Source organism: Hallerella porci, assembly GCF_003148885.1.
GTDB classification, from domain to species: Bacteria; Fibrobacterota; Fibrobacteria; order Fibrobacterales; family Fibrobacteraceae; genus Hallerella; species Hallerella porci.
This window is the reverse complement of the sequence record NZ_QGHD01000002.1, coordinates 1-17846: the sequence shown is the minus strand read 5'-3', so window position 1 is coordinate 17846 and position 17846 is coordinate 1. Positions and strand designations below refer to the sequence as shown.

At 40.9% G+C, this 17846-nt stretch carries 21 protein-coding genes and 1 pseudogene; 15 read left to right on the top strand and 7 right to left on the bottom strand.

Going from position 1 to position 17846, the window contains the following annotated elements:
• Positions 1–2 precede the first annotated feature (2 nt).
• The 7 genes from dnaE to B0H50_RS01725 are packed head-to-tail and all read left to right on the top strand — an operon-like array spanning position 3 to position 8863.
• Positions 3–3812 (top strand): DNA polymerase III subunit alpha, encoded by a 3810-nt coding sequence (gene dnaE / locus B0H50_RS01755; protein WP_109587150.1) that lies wholly within the window; start codon positions 3–5, stop codon positions 3810–3812.
• On the top strand, positions 3809–4858 hold the full coding sequence (locus tag B0H50_RS01750; protein ID WP_158256417.1) for a glycosyltransferase family protein: 1050 nt from the start codon (positions 3809–3811) through the stop codon (positions 4856–4858). Before dnaE ends, B0H50_RS01750 begins: the two co-directional genes overlap by 4 nt.
• Before the next feature lie 16 nt (positions 4859–4874).
• Entirely contained in the window at positions 4875–5942 is a 1068-nt protein-coding gene (locus B0H50_RS01745; protein ID WP_106197636.1) for a hemolysin family protein, read from the top strand.
• Positions 5939–6775: an NAD(+) diphosphatase gene (gene nudC, locus B0H50_RS01740; protein ID WP_109587149.1), complete on the top strand. Its 837-nt coding sequence runs from the start codon at positions 5939–5941 to the stop codon at positions 6773–6775. The genes B0H50_RS01745 and nudC overlap by 4 nt, the downstream gene beginning before the upstream one ends.
• A complete protein-coding gene (locus tag B0H50_RS01735) occupies positions 6772–7710 on the top strand; it encodes a metallophosphoesterase (protein WP_106197638.1) in 939 nt (312 codons plus the stop codon). The genes nudC and B0H50_RS01735 overlap by 4 nt, the downstream gene beginning before the upstream one ends.
• Before the next feature lie 2 nt (positions 7711–7712).
• Complete coding sequence (locus tag B0H50_RS01730; protein ID WP_106197639.1) at positions 7713–8366, top strand: DNA-3-methyladenine glycosylase family protein; 654 nt, start codon at positions 7713–7715, stop codon at positions 8364–8366.
• Complete coding sequence (locus B0H50_RS01725; protein ID WP_106197640.1) at positions 8363–8863, top strand: methylated-DNA--[protein]-cysteine S-methyltransferase; 501 nt, start codon at positions 8363–8365, stop codon at positions 8861–8863. The genes B0H50_RS01730 and B0H50_RS01725 overlap by 4 nt, the downstream gene beginning before the upstream one ends.
• A 147-nt stretch (positions 8864–9010) precedes the next feature.
• On the opposite strand, the gene B0H50_RS01720 is transcribed toward B0H50_RS01725, so the two are convergent.
• The 5 genes from B0H50_RS01720 to B0H50_RS01700 are packed head-to-tail and all read right to left on the bottom strand — an operon-like array spanning position 9011 to position 12035.
• Positions 9011–10177, bottom strand: coding sequence for a pyridoxal phosphate-dependent aminotransferase (locus B0H50_RS01720; protein ID WP_106197641.1), 1167 nt, complete (start codon positions 10175–10177; stop codon positions 9011–9013).
• A gap of 36 nt (positions 10178–10213) precedes the next feature.
• On the bottom strand, positions 10214–11101 hold the full coding sequence (locus B0H50_RS01715) for an expansin family protein (protein ID WP_106197642.1): 888 nt from the start codon (positions 11099–11101) through the stop codon (positions 10214–10216).
• A gap of 15 nt (positions 11102–11116) precedes the next feature.
• Entirely contained in the window at positions 11117–11311 is a 195-nt protein-coding gene (locus tag B0H50_RS01710) for a DUF3791 domain-containing protein (RefSeq protein WP_106197643.1), read from the bottom strand.
• Positions 11311–11559 (bottom strand): hypothetical protein, encoded by a 249-nt coding sequence (locus B0H50_RS01705; protein WP_106197644.1) that lies wholly within the window; start codon positions 11557–11559, stop codon positions 11311–11313. The genes B0H50_RS01710 and B0H50_RS01705 overlap by 1 nt, the downstream gene beginning before the upstream one ends.
• Entirely contained in the window at positions 11556–12035 is a 480-nt protein-coding gene (locus tag B0H50_RS01700) for a DUF3990 domain-containing protein (RefSeq protein WP_106197645.1), read from the bottom strand. Before B0H50_RS01700 ends, B0H50_RS01705 begins: the two co-directional genes overlap by 4 nt.
• A gap of 112 nt (positions 12036–12147) precedes the next feature.
• Between B0H50_RS01700 and B0H50_RS01695 the strand changes: the two genes are divergently transcribed.
• The 7 genes from B0H50_RS01695 (at position 12148) to B0H50_RS01665 (ending at position 15816) form a co-directional block, all read left to right on the top strand.
• Positions 12148–12675 (top strand): nitroreductase, encoded by a 528-nt coding sequence (locus tag B0H50_RS01695; protein ID WP_106197646.1) that lies wholly within the window; start codon positions 12148–12150, stop codon positions 12673–12675.
• 14 nt (positions 12676–12689) lie between these two features.
• Positions 12690–13106, top strand: a complete 417-nt coding sequence (locus B0H50_RS01690) for a TIGR04076 family protein (protein WP_109587148.1) — start codon at positions 12690–12692, stop codon at positions 13104–13106.
• A gap of 44 nt (positions 13107–13150) precedes the next feature.
• On the top strand, positions 13151–13336 hold the full coding sequence (locus B0H50_RS01685) for a hypothetical protein (RefSeq protein ID WP_106197648.1): 186 nt from the start codon (positions 13151–13153) through the stop codon (positions 13334–13336).
• Positions 13333–13938, top strand: a complete 606-nt coding sequence (locus tag B0H50_RS01680; RefSeq protein WP_109587147.1) for a GNAT family protein — start codon at positions 13333–13335, stop codon at positions 13936–13938. The genes B0H50_RS01685 and B0H50_RS01680 overlap by 4 nt, the downstream gene beginning before the upstream one ends.
• 3 nt (positions 13939–13941) lie before the next feature.
• Positions 13942–14577 carry an acetolactate decarboxylase gene (gene budA / locus B0H50_RS01675; RefSeq protein WP_106197650.1) on the top strand — a complete coding sequence of 212 codons (636 nt, stop codon included), beginning with the start codon at positions 13942–13944 and terminating at the stop codon, positions 14575–14577.
• 62 nt (positions 14578–14639) lie between these two features.
• Positions 14640–15203: a GNAT family N-acetyltransferase gene (locus B0H50_RS01670; protein WP_106197651.1), complete on the top strand. Its 564-nt coding sequence runs from the start codon at positions 14640–14642 to the stop codon at positions 15201–15203.
• Positions 15204–15267: 64 nt separating this feature from the next.
• On the top strand, positions 15268–15816 hold the full coding sequence (locus B0H50_RS01665) for an NAD(P)H-dependent oxidoreductase (RefSeq protein ID WP_106197652.1): 549 nt from the start codon (positions 15268–15270) through the stop codon (positions 15814–15816).
• A gap of 52 nt (positions 15817–15868) precedes the next feature.
• Here B0H50_RS01665 and B0H50_RS01660 read toward each other — a convergent pair whose 3' ends face one another.
• Positions 15869–16381, bottom strand: coding sequence for a hypothetical protein (locus B0H50_RS01660; RefSeq protein WP_146193656.1), 513 nt, complete (start codon positions 16379–16381; stop codon positions 15869–15871).
• Between the two features lie 430 nt (positions 16382–16811).
• Between B0H50_RS01660 and B0H50_RS01655 the strand changes: the two genes are divergently transcribed.
• Positions 16812–17033, top strand: coding sequence for an SDR family oxidoreductase (locus B0H50_RS01655; protein ID WP_109587145.1), 222 nt, complete (start codon positions 16812–16814; stop codon positions 17031–17033).
• Between the two features lie 5 nt (positions 17034–17038).
• Here the strand turns inward: B0H50_RS01655 and B0H50_RS01650 are convergent.
• Positions 17039–17846: pseudogene (locus B0H50_RS01650) on the bottom strand (IS5/IS1182 family transposase); the annotation flags it as partial.

Below are 17846 nucleotides of genomic sequence, written 5' to 3'. Positions count from 1 at the left end.
TTATGAGTTTTGTTCATCTCCAAGTTCATTCTGAATTTTCCATTTTAAAATCTTCTGCACGATTAGACGATATTTTTTCGGCGGCAGAAGCGGATAATGCGCCAGCGATTGCGCTCACCGATCACGGCGCGATGTTTGGCATTTTGGAATTTCAGACGCGCGGCAAGGCGTTGAACAAAAAGCGGAAAGAAAAAGGTCTCCCGCCGATTAAAACAATTTACGGTTGCCACATTTATGTGGATACATCGGGCGCCAATTTCAAAGATCCTTCGACTTATGAACGGCTCACATTATTAGTGGAAAACGAAAAAGGTTATTACAATCTGCTTCGCATTGTGAGTTACCGCTACGAAGAATCGAAACGTTGGGAAGAAATTCCTTCGGTTCCTCTCGAAATTATCGAAGCGCACAAAGAAGGCATTATCGCTATCGCGGGCGATTTCTTTAGCCGTTACGGCATCAATGTTTCTGCGGGGAGAGAAGCTCCGGCAAAAGCATTTATGGAATCGCTCACAAAAATTTTTGACCGCGAACATTTATATTTCTCTCTTTGCGATAACGGAATTGCTGCGCAAAAGACGCTGAATCTTTTTACGACGGCACTGGCTAAAGAATTTGATCGTGAATTGGTCGCGGTTGGCGATGTGCATTATATTCGTCGCGAAGATGCAGCGGCGCACAAAGCGTTGCGTTGCATTGCTCTCGTCGAAAAATTTAAAGAGTTCGCCGATAAACGTTTTCCGACAGATCAATTTTACTATCGCACGGAAGCAGAAATGCGGGAGCTTTTTCCCGATCATCCCGAAGCGATTGAAAATTCAAATAAAATTGCGGAGCGTTGTTTCTTTGAAGTCAAAACGGGAATTGGTGATGACTTCTGGCCGCGTTATGCGATTCCGAAAGAATTTTTAGAATCCGAAGAATGCAAAGAAATTTACCGCGTGATGGAAGACGAATACAATAAAGGTTATCCACTCGCGTTTGCAAATGCAGCGAAAGATTACTGCGCAAAAAATGAAGGCAAAACCGTAGAAACTTTTACCGCCGAAGACAAAGCTGCGGTAGAAAAAATCATGGAGAAAACGAAGACGAGTCGCCACGGCGGCGATGCGGATGCGTATCTCATTTATTTGACAAATCAACGTTTAAAACGCCGTTATCCCGACGAAGAATTTCAATATCCGAATCACGGAACTGAAGTCAGCGATCGCGTTTACAAAGAATTGAATTGTATCCGCAATATGAATGTTGCCGGCTACTTGCTCATCGTTTGGGATTTCATTAACTGGTCGCGGGAACATGGAATTCCTGTGGGTCCGGGACGTGGATCGGCTGCAGGTTCTATCGTCACTTATATCATCGGCATCACAAACATTGACCCGTTAAAATTCGGTCTCCTTTTTGAACGTTTCTTAAATCCGGAACGCGTCTCGATGCCCGATATCGATACGGATATTTCGGACCGTGATCGCGGACGAGTCATCGATTATGTGACGCAGAAATACGGCTCGGATTGCGTCGGACAAATTATCACTTACGGCATGTTAAAATCCAAAGCGGTCATCAAGGACGTTGCTCGCGTACTTGGAATTGATCACCGCGAAGCCGATGCGATTATCCGCAATTTTCCGCAGCGCGTTTTGAATTTTAGTTTGAACGATGCGTGGACCGGCAAAGACAAAAAAGGAAAACCGGTTTCGGACGATTACAATCCCGAACCGCTTCACGCTTTCGTCAATAGTCGCGAAGCCTACAAAGAACTTTGGGACATTGCGTTAAAGCTCGAAGATTTGCCGCGTCAAACGGGTGTGCACGCTTGCGGTGTGGTGATTACGCCGACGCCGATTTACAATTTGGCACCGTTATATCGCGCAGATCCTGCGGATACTCCTGTCGTCATGTACGACAAACATTATGCAGAAGACATCGGCCTTCTGAAAATGGACTTCCTCGGACTTATCAACCTTTCGATCATCCAAGACACTGTCAATATGGTGAAGAAAACGCACCAAATCGATGTGGACATGGATAAAATTCCGACGGATGATAAAGCGACATTTGAACTTCTCAGTCGCGGAATGACGACAGCGGTTTTCCAATTTGAATCTCCGGGCATGCAGAAATATTTGCGAGAATTAAAACCTTCTCGTATCAGCGATTTGATCGCTATGAACGCACTTTATCGCCCGGGCCCGATTGATCAAATTCCGCACTTCATCAATCGTAAATTAGGCAAAGAAAAAATTGACTGTTATCATCCGGATTTGGAACCGGTTCTCGGTGAAACTTATGGCGTGATTGTTTACCAAGAACAAGTGATGCAGCTTGCGCAAATTCTCGGCGGCTACACGCTGGGCGGCGCTGACAATATTCGCCGTATCATGGCGAAGAAAATGCCCGAAAAAATGGCGAAGCTCGAACCGGAATTTAAGAAAAAGTGCACGGATAAAGGTTACGATCCTGCGATGATTCAAAAAGTTTGGGATGCGGTGCTTCCGTTCTGCGGATACGCGTTCAACAAGAGTCACGCTGCGGCGTATGCTTACGTCGCCTATCAAACCGCTTATCTTAAAACGCATTATGGCCCCGAATACATGGCGGCTTCGATGACTTCCAAAATGGGGAAGACCGAAGACATTGTGACGATTGTGCAAGAATGCAAACGCATGGGAATTACCGTGCTCCCGCCGGATATCAATTCTTCGCTCGGCGTATTTTCGGCAAATGCAAAAGGACAAGTTGTTTATGGACTCGCGGGCATTCGCAATGTCGGCCTCCCCGTCATCGAAGATGTTGTCGCTGAACGTGAATTGCACGGACCGTATAAAACGCTTTTCGATGTATGCAAACGCGTAAGCGATTATCAATCCAAGCAACCGGAAAAACGTCCACCGCTTTCGCGGAAAGCGATTGAAAGCTTAGTGCTCGCTGGCGCATTTGATAAAATGTCGCCGACAACGCCGAATCGCCCCACGTTAATGGCGAGTGTAGAAAAAGCGATTGAAGTGGCAAACCGTCACCGCCGCGATCAAGATGCGGGACAAACATCGCTCTTTGATATGTTTGGTGGAGACTCCACAGAATCGCAGATGGATGAATCTTACGAAGAAGCGCAGCCGTGGGGACTCATGGAACTTTTGAATAAAGAACGCGACGTCCTCGGACTTTATCTTTCGGCGCATCCTCTTGACGAATGCCGCCCAGAATTACGCGGATTTACGACGAATAGTTTAGCGGAAAGTGAACTCAATGAAATCGTGGACAGAAATCCAAAATCCATTGTTTGCGTCGGCGGAATCATTACAAAACTGCGCTCTTTCCAGAGCAAAAAAGATGAAACGAAAACGATGGGCTCGGGAACATTACAAGATTTCCAAGGCGAAATTTCCATCTTCTTCCCGCCCGATACTTGGGAACGTTGCCGCGATCATTTTGGAGAAGATGACCGCGTCATTGTCCGCGGAAAATTAACGCCGCAAAATTTGGATCCGTCTTCGCTTCAAATAATTGTCGATCGTGCGTTCTCCATGGATGAAGTCCGCAATAAATTGGTGAGCTTCATTCACGTTTCCGTTTCGTCGATGGAACTTGTTGATGAACGAATGACCGCGATTTTGGAACGCATGGAAATGGCGCAAGCGCTCCCAGGCGAGCACGCTGCCGAAGTCGTTTTCCACGTTGAAACTCTTTCCGGACATATTCACACGTTGCGTGCGCAAGTTATCAAAGTGGCTTATACGCCAGACTTTTTCGAATGGCTGCAACGAGAATTTGGCGCCGAAAATGTTTGGGTTTCTGCCAAAGTAAAATGATGACAGAAAAACCGTTTTGGCTTTTTTGTGCGGGCGAAGATTCGGGTGATATACTCGGAAAAGAAATTGTCCAAGAAATTTTAGGAAAAGGATTTGTTGCGATCGGAGTCGGCGGTATCCGTATGCAATCAGCGGGACTTCTTTCGGTCATTCCGTTTGATGATTTGCCGGTCAATGGATTCTTCGATGTGTTGCGCCATTTTAAAATTCTGCGCAGACATTTTGCAAAATTATCCGCATTATTGCAAAACGAAAATTGCCAAGGTCTTGTCGCAATTGATTATCCCGGATTCAATTTGAAATTGATGCAACAAGCGATTGCGCAAAATAAAAAAGTCATTTATGTTGAACCGCCGCAAATTTGGGCGTGGAAACCGAAACGCATTCAAAAATTTCTTTCTCCCGAAGCGCGGAAACTCGTAGAATTGCGGGCGCTTTATCCGATAGAAATTCAAGCGTATGAAAAATTCGGATTGCACGTACAAAAAATTCCGCATCCCTTTTCTGCTTTGCCAAAAATTTCCGTCAAAAAAAATGCAAAAACGATTTTGCTTTTTCCAGGAAGTCGTCTTTCTCAAGCGAAGCGCAATTTAAAATTATACGCATTTATTGCATATAAATTAACTTCTAAAAATTTTCAAGTAAAATTTGTCGCATCGCGGAAAAATTTGCAAAATTTTTTTGTGAAAAAATTACATCAAAAATTTCCAATCATTCTTTCTCCCGCTTCTGCTGAAGAACGCAATTCTCTTTTTCGCTCGGCTGCAGCTGTCATTTGTGGGCCTGGTTCCGCTGTCGTCGAAGCGCATCTCGCCGAAACTCCGATTCTTGTGGCATCGCGCATTGAACCGCTTACCTATCTTCTCGGGAAATTTTTTCTTCGCACAAAATATTTATCGCTTCCCAATATCGAAGCTGAAATTTTCGGCGGTTCCATTTCCATTCCCGAAATCGTGCAATGCACATTTTCTTCTGCAGAAAAACAAGGAAAAAAAGTTTTAGACATCGCACAAGAACGTGGAATTATTTCGCTTTCGAAATCCTAATTTCTAATTTATCACTATGTTCTTTCTTTTTCTCGCTGTAATTTTTTGCCTCGGTTGTTCGGCTTTTTGCTCGTTTACCGAAGCCGCATTTTACAGTTTTCCCACTTCTGGCGTGGATGTTCTTCTTAAAAAAGGCGCGTTCACTGCGAAGTACATCGCTCATGTGAAAAATAATATCGATCGCTACATTGCATCGGTTTTAATTTTCAATACGGTTTCGAATACATTGGGCGTGTATTTGGCGACTTCCGTTGCGGTGGCGCATTTTAGCGTGACCGTGCAAATTGTTTTGCCAATCGTTCTCTCTGTTTTCATTCTTCTCTTTGGCGAAATTACGCCGAAGACAATCGGCGTGAAGCAAGCAAAATCGGTTGCGCCGATTTGCGCAGTGCCCATGTATTACATTACGATTTTTCTCACTTATACTGGGCTCATCAAATTGTGCTTAATAATTACGAAGCATTGGACAAAAAGTAAAAACGAAGAACCTGAAGTTAGTGTAGAAGACATCAACAGCCTTGTGAATTTAGGACTCAAAGACGAAATTATCGATCGTCAGCAAGCTGCCGTGATCAAAAATATTTTAGCGCTCGATTCAATTCCGGTGCGAAAAGTGATGACGCCGCATCAAGTAGCGTTTACGCTTCCGCTCAACAGTACGATTGGCGAAGAATTGGATAAACATTCGAATTGGCCGTTTTCGCGGATTCCTGTTTACGATCCCGAAGACAAAGAAAAATGGGTCGGGCTCATTATGCGCCGCGATGCGTATAATCTTTTCGCCGAAGGAAAACGCGACGTTCCCATCAAAAATTTAATGCGCCCGATTCAATTTATTCCGGACAGTTTAAGCTTGGATAAATTGCTCATCCGATTTTTAAAACAGCGCGGGCACATCGTCGCTGTCGTTGACGAATACGGTTCTATCGCAGGTCTTGCTTCTCTCGAAGATGTTCTTGAAGAAATTTTAGGCCGCGAAATTGTCGATGAATTTGATGTCGCTGTCGATTTACAAGAACATGCGCGCCGCAAAAGTCGTGCGCTCGCTTTTGTCAAAGAACATCGAAAGGATAAACGTTTATGATGTATGAAATTGCTCCGCAGGTAATGCACATTGAATTTCGTGTGCAGTCTGCAAAAAATTCGGATTATGTAATTTACACAAAACGGAATTTAGTCTTGCTCAAAAAAAATGCAGACGATTATGAAATTCCCAAAGTTGCAGATGCCGAAGCGATTATGCCCGGTATTTCTAAAACATTTCATTATTTATTTTCAATCGATGAAGTTGCGTATTTTTCTTCCGATGGAAATTTCGCTGCGGGAAATGAAAATTTTGAATTGATAAAAGATCGCATCTTTCGGAAAATGCAAAATTTGCCGATTGCATTTGGCGGCGCAGTCGCTTCGCACATTTCGCGTTGGGAACAATCCAATCGTTTCTGCGGTCATTGCGGTGAACCGATGACGCGCAAAGCAGACGAAAGAGCGTTTGTATGTAAAGAATGCGGCAACACCGTTTACGGAAAAATTTGCCCCGTCGTCATCACTTCGGTTACATGGAATGACAAACTTTTGATGGCGCACAATTTGGATAATCCAGATCCGAAACCGTATTTGATTTCGGGATTTGTTGAAATGGGCGAATCTTTAGAACAAGCTGCCGCTCGCGAAGTCAAAGAAGAAACGGGAATTTCCATTAAAAATATTCGTTATATCGGAAGTGAACCGTGGCCGTTTTCCAATTCGCTCATCGCTGGCTTTACCGCTGAATTAGATGGCTCTCCAGAAATTACGATGCAGCAATCGGAACTTTCCGAAGCCAAATGGGTGGAACGTTCTGAAATCGGCGAATACACAGGACGCTTAAGCATTTCGGGCACGATGATTAAACGCTTCAAGGAAGGCACTCTTTGATCGATTTCATCGGCGACATTCACGGACATCGCGAAGAATTAGAAATTCTTTTGCGCAAATTAGGCTACGAAAAAATGCATGGCGTTTATCGTCATCCAGAAAGTTCTGCAGTCTTTTTGGGCGATTACATTGATCGCGGTCCGGATGCGCGCGGCGTGGTAAACATTGTTCGCAAAATGGTGGAGTCGGGAACTGCGAAAGCGATTCTCGGAAATCATGAATTTAATGCGCTCTGTTTTTGGACGAAAAATTCTGCGGGCGATTTTTTGCGGGAACATTCCATCAATAAAATTCTCATTCACACAAAAACGATGGAATCGTATCGTTATGCGCAAAAAGAATTTTCCGAAGTTCTCGATTGGTTTTTAACTCTTCCGCTTTTTTTAGAAACGCCACAATTCCGTGCGCAGCACGCTTGTTTTGATTTAGAAAACATTCAAATTCTTCGCCGGGAAAATTTGGAAACATTAAAATCTCGCGAAAATCTTTGCCGCATTTTTGAAAAAGAAAATGCAGCCATTCGCCGCGCCGTTGACGATACGGTCAAAGGTCCCGAAGTTAAATTACAAGATGGCGCTTTCTATCACGATAGCGAAGATGTGCTTCGAACTCTCGCGCGTATTAAATGGTGGATTGATCCGAAAAATAAAACGCTGCGCGATTTGGCGTTTCAGCCGGGAGTTAAAATTCCGCCGCAGCCACTTTCGTCAGAAATTCAAAAACGCAATTTTTATAGCGAAAAAGAACGCCCCGATTTTTTCGGCCATTATTGGCTTGAAGGCGAACCGCAATTATTTCGCGAAAACATTTGTTGCTTAGATTACAGCGTTGCATCGTTTAAAGGAAATGGACTTTTAACCGCTTATCGTTTTTCGGGAGAAGAAAAACTTTCTCCCCAAAATTTTGTGTGGACTCCCGAAATAAAATCAAATTGAAAATGTTTTTTCAGTACGGCAACAAAGAAATTGAATTTTTAAAAGCAAAAGACAAACGCCTTGCTTTTGCGATTGAAAAAATCGGGCATGTGGAACGCGAAGTGGATTCGGATTTATTTTCGGCAGTTGTGCATCAGATTATCGCACAACAAATTTCAACGAAAGCGCAAGCGACAATTTGGAAGCGCTTGAACGATTCACTCAAAATGGTGAATGCAAAAAATATTTCTGATTTATCGCCAAAAAAATTGCAATCGTTTGGAATGACTTTTAAAAAAGCGGAATACATTTTAGATTTTGCAAAAAAAGTAAACGACGGCATTTTTGATTTAGAAAAAATTAACGAAAAATCCGACGAAGAAGTTGTCAAAGAATTATCCTCGTTAAAAGGCGTCGGCGTTTGGACTGCGGAAATGATTATGACATTTTGTATGCAGCGCTCAAACATTGTAAGCTTCGGCGACTTAGCCATTTTACGCGGCATGCGAATGCTTTACAGACATCGTAAAATCGACAAAGTAAAATTTGAAAAATATCGCAAAAGATATTCACCGTATGGAACCGTGGCAAGCCTTTATTTATGGGCAATCGCAGGCGGCGCAATCCCCGAATTAACGGATCCCGCAGAAAAATTAAAAACTGAAAAAGTCAAATGAAATACAAATGGTTCTATAAAACTCCCGAAAATTTTTCGGATATTTATTTGACGAGCGACGGGGAATTTTTAACCGGACTTTTCTTCGAAGGCTCAAAAATGATTTCATTCGATTCCAACATCGAAGAAAAATCGCTTCCGATTTTTGAAGAAACTTGTCGTTGGTTAGATATTTATTTCAGCGGAAAATCGCCGAATTTTACACCCGCTTTTAAAATCGAAAACTTGACCGCGTTTCGAAAATTAGTCATCGACATCATGCTCAAAATTCCCTTTGGGAAAACTCTCAGCTATCAAGAAATCGCAGACAAAATCGCAAAGGAAAAACGCATTCCCAAAATGTCTGCTCGCGCCGTCGGGAACGCAGTCGGAAGCAATCTCATTTGCATTATCATTCCTTGTCATCGCGTTATCGGTTCCAATCAAAAAATCGTCGGCTACAGCGGTGGCATTCCCAATAAAATTGAACTTTTGAAACTCGAAAAAGTGATCTTTTAAAGCAATTTATTTTGCGAATCGAAAAATTCTCTCAGAGCAAAAGTTTTTGGGGAACATATTATTCCGAAAAACTGTGAAAATCACAAAATTTCGGAATAGAAAGCGGAAAATGCGAAAAAAATTTGCCTTTGAATCTCGCCAACTAAATCATTTCTTTTTCAAATTTTCTAAACGGTTCAGCGCTTCGATAATAGTTTCGTCTTTTTTCGCAAAGTGAAAACGAATTAAGTTGTTGACATTTTCGCGGAAAAAACTGCTGCCGGGAACTGCGGCAACGCCCACTTTTTGTGCCATGTCTATGCAGAATTTGTTGTCATCGATAATTCCGTTTTTTGCAAATTCCGAAATGTCCATCATGACAAAGTAAGTGCCTTGCGGTTCTGAAAATTTAAAACCTAAATTCCGAAGTCCATCGGTGAATAATGTTTTCATGTGTGTGTAATGCATTTGCAAATCGCGGTAATATTCATCGCCAAAATTCATTGCGGTCACTGCGACTTCTTGCAAAGGCGATGCGGCTCCAACAACTGTAAAATCGTGAACTTTTTTGATGCGCTCCATAATGGGTTCAGCAGCTAAGATGTAACCTAAGCGCCAGCCCGTAATCGAATACGTTTTAGATAAACTGCTGCATTCAATCGTGCGCTCACGCATACCGGGAAGCGTTGCCATATAAGTATGTTTGCTCGGCGCAAAAACGATATGTTCATAAACTTCATCGGTAATTACATACAAATCATATTTGATAGCGAGATCGGCAATTATTTTAAGTTCGTCGCGGGTAAAAACTTTGCCGCTCGGGTTCGACGGATTGCAGAGAATGAGCGCTTTCACGCCCGGCTCTTTCATCGCATCTTCGAGCACATTGGCATCAAACGAAAAATCCTTCGGTGAAAGCGGCACATAAATCGGTGTTGCGCCAGCAAGGATTGTGTCCGCGGTATAATTTTCATAGAACGGAGAAAATATTACCACTTTGTCGCCCGGATTACAGACCGACATCATCGTAATCATCATCGCTTCGGTGCTGCCACAAGTTATCACAATTTCACGTTCAGGGTCGTAACGTAAACCGCTGAAATGTTCTTGTTTTTTGCACACGGCTTCGCGGAAATTTTTTGCGCCAATTGTAATCGCATACTGGTGAGGGCCTTCGTGCGCAACTTCTGCTAGGCGATTTTGCAATTTCGCAGGCGGGTCAAAATCGGGAAATCCTTGCGATAAATTGATTGCTCCGCAAGAGTTTGCAATGCGGGTCATGTGGCGAATAACGGATTCGGTAAAATGATTGGTGCGTTCGCTTAAAACTTTCATGACGGAAAAATAAAAATCTTTAAAATGGAAAATTTATCAGATATAATAATTTGCATTACCAAGAGCAAGCTCGGATCCTTTGATTTTCAAGGTGTCCGGCGCGCCGCTTCGATATTGAATTTGCAAAAGATAATCGCTATCATTTTGAAGAACGGACTTTGGAACCGTCCAAAAGTTTTCGGCTTCGGTCGCAAATTTTAATGCTTCGGGCAAATCGTTTGCGCCTGCTTTTACAATCGAAATTTCTTTCACGGCATCTTTTGGATTTCGCACTTGTATAATGCTCCAGTAAGCGCTTGCGCCTTCTTTGACGAAGACACTTGTGGAATCTCCCCACACGCCTTTGACATTTTCGCAACTTACAAATTCCCATTCGCCAGAATATCTGCCAACTTTTTCGCCCATGATGTCGTAGGCAGGAGCACCGCCCAAATCGACTCCGCAATTTGCATCGGGACAGCGATCTGTAATTCGCACGGTGACTTCTTTGAAACCTTCCGGAGTTCGTGCTTTTACGCGGACACAAGCTCCGCAGATTGCGCCGCCTTGCCAAGGTCCTAAATTATCGCCTGGCGAAACATTCACATGAATCGCAGCGTAATATTGAATATTCGTTTGTCCGTAATTACAAGCGCCGCCGAAACTTGTTTCTTTTGCAGAGATGCTTCCGTATGTTGTGATAGAACCGTAACCGCCATTTTTTGTAAGCACAGGATCTGCGGCCGTAAAATTATCGCAGCTAGTACAAACGCCATTGTCTGATGAACTTTGCGAATTGGATGATTCTGCTTTTACGATACTGCTAGAAGAATTTTTCGCTGATGAAGTTTCAGATGAAATTTCTGCCGTGGCATTATTTGAAGAATCGCTTCCACAAGCGGCAAGGAAAAGGCATAATAAAATAAAGGCACAAGAAAATTTCATGCGTTTGAATATACTTTATTTTTCGCTCCACTTATCAATTTCAGCAAAAGCATTTTCGATTGCTTCGGTATGATAACGCCAATAACTGTCAAAAATTTTTTGCGTAATATTTAATGCATCCCATTTTTCAAGGATTTTATTTGCGGTTGAGCTTTTATATCTGGCGTATTGCTCAAGCAAAAAAATAAAGTATTCCATTTCTTTTGACATTAGATTCCTTTAATATAGCTTGAGTTTCTAGGGTCACCGGTAATCTGTTCGCTTTCCCAAATGTTAAAAATAGCGGGGTATCCGTAGTACCACATTTCAAAGTTTTTGTCGCAAAGCATCTCGTATGTTTTTGATTTAATGAATCGTCTTAGAGCTTCAAATTCATTCATCGAATATTTTTCACAAATCATCGTGACAACTTGTTTATCGTAGTATTCTAAAAAATAAGGAAATACAAGATCGCTCATAATAAAATCTCTTTTGAAAATTTCAAAAATTTTAATGCGGCTTCTGTTTTGAAAGCATACTGATCTTTTAATTTAAAAGGCAGAAGTCTTTTTATCGTTTCGTCTTCGTTGTAAATTTCTGCTAAATAAAGTTGAATAACATCAAAGGTTCTATCGTTTGCAACAGGTCCGATAATTAAATCCAATTCATCGGCGATCAATTTTTTGGAACGATATGAACTAACAAGTTTTAACCAGTTGCTATTAGGATTTTCAAAATACAGAAATTTTAAATTTTGCAGTTTTGAATCATCAAAATCAAATACCGAAACAACTGCTTGATTTATTCCATTTCGATTAGCAGAAATTTTTGCCCATTTTGATGCTTGTTCTAAATCAGAAGTTGTATAAAATGCATCGCCAAAATCCAAAGCGCGATTGCTTCGTAAAATTTTAGGCGTTTCAATTTTCAAATAACTGCCATGGTATAAAATCATAAAGCATCCAATGTTTTTACTAATATAATAAATTCACTTCTTCCTTTTTCAAAATAATCGATTTATCAAATTGATAAATTTATATATTCCTTTTACAAAAAAAGAGGTTTTTATGAACGAAGTTTTGAAAGAAATCAAAGAACGCAGAAGCATTCGAAAATTTAAATCGGATGCAATTCCGCAAGAAATTTTGGATCAAATTATTGAAGCAGGCCTTTTTGCTGCCAACGGAAAAGGCAAACAAAATACGATTATGATTCAAGTTTCGAATAAAAAACTCCGCGATGAAATTTCTGAAATGAATCGCAAAATTGGCGGCTGGAATGAAGGCTTTGATCCGTTTTATGGAGCGCCCTGTATGATCATCGTGCTTGCAAAAAAAGACTGGTATAACCGCGTTTACGACGGAAGTTTAGTCATGGGAAATTTGATGCTTGCGGCACATTCGCTTGGAATAGGGTCGTGCTGGATTCACCGCGCCCGTGAAGAATTTGAAACCGAATGGGGAAAAAATTTCTTAAAATCTTTGGGCATCGAAGACGAATACGAAGGCATTGGGCACTGCGCTTTGGGCTACATCGAAGGTGATACCCCCAAGCCATTAAAGCGAAAAGAAAACCGCGTATTTTATGTGAAATAAAAAAGGAATTAAAAATGGAACATCGTGTAAAAGTCACTGTCTTAGATAAAAAGTTATTCCCCGAATTGCAACAGCAATATTGCGCAAACCCCACCAGCGGAAAATGCCCGTGCTACAATGTGGGCGATGAATTCATTTTTTACAGAAACGATGAACGCGATGACTATTGGCACATGGGCGAAGGAACCCTTGTAAAATCAGGGAAAGCAGACGAAGGCGTTTTAGAGTCGCCGGGCACAAAACATTGTGGTGAAAAAGGTGTGCCTTTTTGTTCTGAAGCATGGGATGCGATTAGCCGCTATATTTACAGCGCGCTGCAAGGCGGTGCCATAATGCATGGCTGGATGAATGATGATAAAGTCATGATTTCTTGCTGCAATGACGGCACGCGCCCCGTGATTTTTAAAATTGAACGCATCGATGTGGAATAGAAGTAGCTATTGAAAAATGTTAAAGCTTTATTTATATTTAGAATATGGCTTTAGCAATTAGCACAGTCCCTATTTTAACTGAAGATGCTGCTGAGAATTTTGTTAATCAATCAAATTATAATTCAAAGCACTTAGCGGGTTCAGAATATAGCGCTCAAAAAGAAGCGTGGTGTCTTTCTATTATAAAAAATTCTAGAATAGATCAAGAAAAAAGAAAGAATGCAAAATGAATCTTTCTGATTTTTCGTTTTCAACTTTAGGGGAATATTCTTGTGATTTACAATCGTTTGATTGTGGACGTGAAGATATTAATGAATTTTTTAGAAATGACGCTTTACAATATCAAGATGAACTCTTTGGAAAAACATATTTATTTAGTCCGCGTGATAATTTGAATCAAATTGCAGCGGCTTTTACTGTTGCAAATGCTAGCATATTTACCCGATTATTGCCAAATTCAAGACAAAAAAAGGTAGGCTATGAAGTTCATCATTCAAAAAATCAAATCAATTACCCGGCGGTTTTGTTAGGACGTTTAGGAGTTGATCGACGTTTTTCAGGACACAATCTTGGACTTCAAATTATTGAATTTGTTGCACAGTGGTTTGCTGGCGATGAAAATAAATCGGGATGTAGGCATTTAATTGTAGACGCATATAATGAAAATTGGCTGTTAGAATTTTATAAAAAATGTGGATTAAATCCAATTTTTAGCAGCGAAGAGCAAGAACGAAAATATAGGCAAATTGAAGATTCGAAAATTTTACAAACACGCTTGCTTTATCGAGATTTAATTTTACTTAAGCGAACATCAAAACATAATGTGAAGTAAAAAATGTTCCCTCTTTTTCAAATTTCTTTTTTGAGCCGCCTGCTAGATGGCGATTACGATGGACTTATAAGCGTAAAGCAACTAAAGGAAAAAGGCGACTTTGGCGTTGGCACGTTTGATGCCATCGATGGCGAAATGATTGTGCTTGACGGCATCGTTTATAAAGCAAAAGGAAATGGCACTGTTGAAATTGCAGACGATAAGGAAACAGTCCCATTTGCCAATGTGACTTTTTTTGAAAATTCTAAATCGTATGCAATTTCAAAAATTGAAAATTACGAATCGCTCATTCAAAAATTAAATGAAATCATCTCGCCCAAGATGAATCGATTTTATGTGATTAAATTAAGCGGAGCATTTTCAAAAATAAAAGTACGCAGCGAATACAAACAAGTGAAACCTTTTAAGCCTTTAGCCGTTGTGATGAAAACGGATGAAACAATTTTTGATTATGAAAATTTAGACGGCGATTTAGTCGGACTTTTTTGCCCGAATTTTATGAGCTCATTAAATTCAACCGGTTGGCATTTTCATTTTATTTCAAACGATAAACAAAAAGGCGGACATATCATCGAACTTAAAATGGAAAACGCAAAATTTGAATTCCATGAAATCGATGAATTGGAACTGAAAAATTAAAAGTTGAACCTAGAAATCTCTAAAGTCTAATTTCTTTCATTCATCCCAAAAAGGCGTTCAAAATGAAACTTGAAACTGCACGATTGATTTTACGCCCGTTTGTATTGACCGATGCAAGCGATGTTTTGGAATATTTAAAAGAGCCCGCGGTAAATTGCTTTCAAAGTATGAAGTTAAATTCGCTCGAAGATGCGCAAAAAGAAATGCAAAAGCGCACGAGCGAAACGGAATATTATTTTGCAATTGTGTTAAAAGACTCGGGCAAAGTCATTGGCGAAATTGACGCGTATCCCGAATCAGGTGAACCGCATACAGATTCCCCCAAAGATACATTCAGTCCGTGCTGGATGTTAAATCAAGCGTATCAAGGGAAAGGCTTTGCGTTTGAAGCGGCTCACGCATTTTTCGATTATCTTTTTTCACAAAAAGGGGCGCGTCGCATTTACGCTTACACCGAAGATTACAACACCGCAAGTCAAAATCTTTGCAAAAAATTGGGTATGCGCTTTGAAGGATTGTTCAAAGAATTTGTAAGCTTTGTCAAAAATGCCGACGGATCTCCACGCTACGAAAACACGATGCAGTGGGCAATTCTCAAAAGCGAATGGGAAACTTTGCGCAAATAAATTTTTGTAAATTCAAAAACGGAGTTCTCTTATTTTTGATGTGAACTCAAAAAGGAATTTCAAAATGATTTTATATATCAATGCTTGCGTGCGAAAAAATTCAAGAACCAATGAACTCGCTTTGGATTTGCTAAAAAAATTGGGCGGTGAATTTACAGAACGAAAACTCGATGCGTTAAATTTGAAACCGCATTCGTGCGAATCGCTCATTTACGAAGGCGAACAAATTGCCCAAGGAAATTTAAATGATAAATGCTTTGAATATGCGCGCGAATTTGCCGCCGCCGATACGATTGTAATCGCCGCTCCGTTTTGGGATTTTTCGTTCCCTGCGCTTTTGAAAACCTACATCGAAAATATTTATACGATTGGAATCGTTTGTAAATATGGAGCGCAAGGCGTGATGGGTTTATGCAAAGCGAAAAAACTTTATTACGTCGTCACTTCGGGCGGGAATTTTGATCCGCGATTTAGTTTTGATTACATTAAAGAACTTTGCACGACGCAATTTGGCATTCCAAACGTTGAACTTATCAAAGCCGAAAATTTAGACATCGACGGCGCCGATGTTCAAAAAATTCTTGATGAAGCAAAAGGGAAAATTATTATCTAAAACAGATAATCTAAAATGGATAAAGCTTGTGTAAAAAATGAAGCGGGAAAATTTATTTCAAAACTTTTCGCATTCCATTGATTTCTAAAATCACAGATTGATGCGGCACTTGAATGCTATTTCCATTTAGATTTTTTTGCTGCAATAATTTTCCGTTCATATCAAAAACTTTATATTCAACGCCTGCATTTACACCTTCGATGCGAAATTTTCCTTGTGCAATTTTTTGAATACCAAAATTTGGCGTAGCAATTTTAATTGGGAAAATTGCCGTTTTATTTTGAATGACAGAACAGCAAGCGGGTCCTACAATATGATTTGCGCCAACGCCTTCTGTATATTCAGTTGCTTCAATATCGTCACAACTACCTTTTGATTTCATCGCTTCAATTTCTTGACGCAAAAATTTTTCTAAAGACTCTTTTGAACTTTTAACAACTCCCCAATTTTCTAATCGCAAAAGTTCAGTTAATAAAACTTCGCTTAAAGTTAAAACGCCTGGATTTCCCACCGCTTTATCATTTTGAATCGGGTCTTCACAAGTTTGCGAAGTTCGAGTCAGCATAACACTCATAAAATCATTTTCTTTTTGAATGAGAATATAAACAGAAGTATCCGCTAACGAATTGTACTCGATTGAAGAAACACTCGAAGCGCATTCTAATGCAGAACCATTTTTTGATTTTATAGAATCGCAAAAATTCATTTGTTCGATTACAGCAGAATCCAGTTGAATCGAAGAAAAATATAAATCATAAGTCGAAGGTGAAAATTCATCTTGTGCAAAGCCAAATTGCAGTAAAATAAATAAGGCAATAGCTATTTTTTTTCATTATTTTCTCCAAGCGATTTCCTGTGAAATTTCTGGGTTGAAATCTACATAATAAACAGTGGAATATTGATGAACTGTGATGTTTTTCCCGAGAAAACAATGCAGTTCTTGATTATATTATGGATGTTTTAGTAAATAACAAGCATTAAGGAAATATTATCTTATGACCTTCCAAAATAAAATCGCAGTCGTAACCGGTGGCGCACAAGGAATTGGCAAAGCCATTGCAAACGCTTTTCAGCGAGAAGGCGCAACGGTTGAAATCATTGATATTCAAAAAGGCGATTACTTTGTCGGCGATATTTCGAAAAAAGAAACGCTTGAACAATTTGCCGAATATCTAATTCAAAAACACGGGCATGTCGATTATTTAGTCGTCCCTTAAAAAGGTCACTTTGCGAACGCAAGATAAGGACGTTCGCATTTTTTGTTCATTCCGTTCCACAGAAGGCAAAAACAGTATAGCCATTCCAACAGGACAAAAAAGCGCCTCATGGCCCTCTTGAAGTTGAACGCCGCTGCTGCAAGCTTTGCATTGAGCATGTCGCCAAAGATTCCCTTGTAGAAATTTCTACCCATACGGTGGTCGCTTTTCAGGTGGCCGTTGATAGGCTCGATGCCTGCCCTCTTGCAAAAAAGCTTGTGAGCCTTTTCCTTCTGGTAGTAAGTCGCGTTTTTCTTCGGGACGTCCGGTATCACGATCTTTGTCGTTCCGGATTCCTTTTGTCCGCGGTAGCCTCGGTCGCATGCGGCCTGGCTCGGCCTGAATCCAAGCATTTGTTCGACATGGTCAAGCGTATCGTCTATCGTATGTCCGTCATACTCGTCCCTGAACGAGACCGCGCCGACAATGATGCCGCTGTAGCTCCGGGCGATTGACACCTTGTTGCCGAACTCGTATTTCTTGTATTCCTTGCCCTTGCCGATGCATTTTACTTCGGGTTCGTGTAGCGAATAGATTTTGTTCTTGTCGCACCTCTTCTGCTCCAGAACTTTTTTGAAAAGCTCGATTTTTTCTTTGTGCGTGTTCAACAAGTTCTTGCTGGCGAGATTTCGCTCTAATTCACGGACGAGCCGTCCCGCGATTGTCTTCTGCCTGCGATCTGCCTTGCGCGCCTTCTTGGCGTTCTTCGGGTGATTGCGAAAACGCTGGTCACGATGGACCTTCTTCAAGGTTCTCTTGTAGGACTGTCTTTGC

Coding starts and splice junctions, on each gene's coding strand:
- B0H50_RS01690 (WP_109587148.1), top strand. CDS start 12,690: ATGGAACATCGTGTAAAAGTCACTGTCTTAGATAAAAAGTTATTCCCC.
- B0H50_RS01710 (WP_106197643.1), bottom strand. CDS start 11,311: ATGTCAAAAGAAATGGAATACTTTATTTTTTTGCTTGAGCAATACGCC.
- B0H50_RS01705 (WP_106197644.1), bottom strand. CDS start 11,559: ATGAGCGATCTTGTATTTCCTTATTTTTTAGAATACTACGATAAACAA.
- B0H50_RS01745 (WP_106197636.1), top strand. CDS start 4,875: ATGTTCTTTCTTTTTCTCGCTGTAATTTTTTGCCTCGGTTGTTCGGCT.
- B0H50_RS01730 (WP_106197639.1), top strand. CDS start 7,713: ATGTTTTTTCAGTACGGCAACAAAGAAATTGAATTTTTAAAAGCAAAA.
- B0H50_RS01715 (WP_106197642.1), bottom strand. CDS start 11,101: ATGAAATTTTCTTGTGCCTTTATTTTATTATGCCTTTTCCTTGCCGCT.
- B0H50_RS01725 (WP_106197640.1), top strand. CDS start 8,363: ATGAAATACAAATGGTTCTATAAAACTCCCGAAAATTTTTCGGATATT.
- nudC (WP_109587149.1), top strand. CDS start 5,939: ATGATGTATGAAATTGCTCCGCAGGTAATGCACATTGAATTTCGTGTG.
- B0H50_RS01655 (WP_109587145.1), top strand. CDS start 16,812: ATGACCTTCCAAAATAAAATCGCAGTCGTAACCGGTGGCGCACAAGGA.
- B0H50_RS01670 (WP_106197651.1), top strand. CDS start 14,640: ATGAAACTTGAAACTGCACGATTGATTTTACGCCCGTTTGTATTGACC.
- B0H50_RS01685 (WP_106197648.1), top strand. CDS start 13,151: ATGGCTTTAGCAATTAGCACAGTCCCTATTTTAACTGAAGATGCTGCT.
- B0H50_RS01720 (WP_106197641.1), bottom strand. CDS start 10,177: ATGAAAGTTTTAAGCGAACGCACCAATCATTTTACCGAATCCGTTATT.
- B0H50_RS01665 (WP_106197652.1), top strand. CDS start 15,268: ATGATTTTATATATCAATGCTTGCGTGCGAAAAAATTCAAGAACCAAT.
- B0H50_RS01700 (WP_106197645.1), bottom strand. CDS start 12,035: ATGATTTTATACCATGGCAGTTATTTGAAAATTGAAACGCCTAAAATT.
- budA (WP_106197650.1), top strand. CDS start 13,942: ATGTTCCCTCTTTTTCAAATTTCTTTTTTGAGCCGCCTGCTAGATGGC.
- dnaE (WP_109587150.1), top strand. CDS start 3: ATGAGTTTTGTTCATCTCCAAGTTCATTCTGAATTTTCCATTTTAAAA.
- B0H50_RS01680 (WP_109587147.1), top strand. CDS start 13,333: ATGAATCTTTCTGATTTTTCGTTTTCAACTTTAGGGGAATATTCTTGT.
- B0H50_RS01660 (WP_146193656.1), bottom strand. CDS start 16,381: ATGCTGACTCGAACTTCGCAAACTTGTGAAGACCCGATTCAAAATGAT.
- B0H50_RS01695 (WP_106197646.1), top strand. CDS start 12,148: ATGAACGAAGTTTTGAAAGAAATCAAAGAACGCAGAAGCATTCGAAAA.
- B0H50_RS01750 (WP_158256417.1), top strand. CDS start 3,809: ATGATGACAGAAAAACCGTTTTGGCTTTTTTGTGCGGGCGAAGATTCG.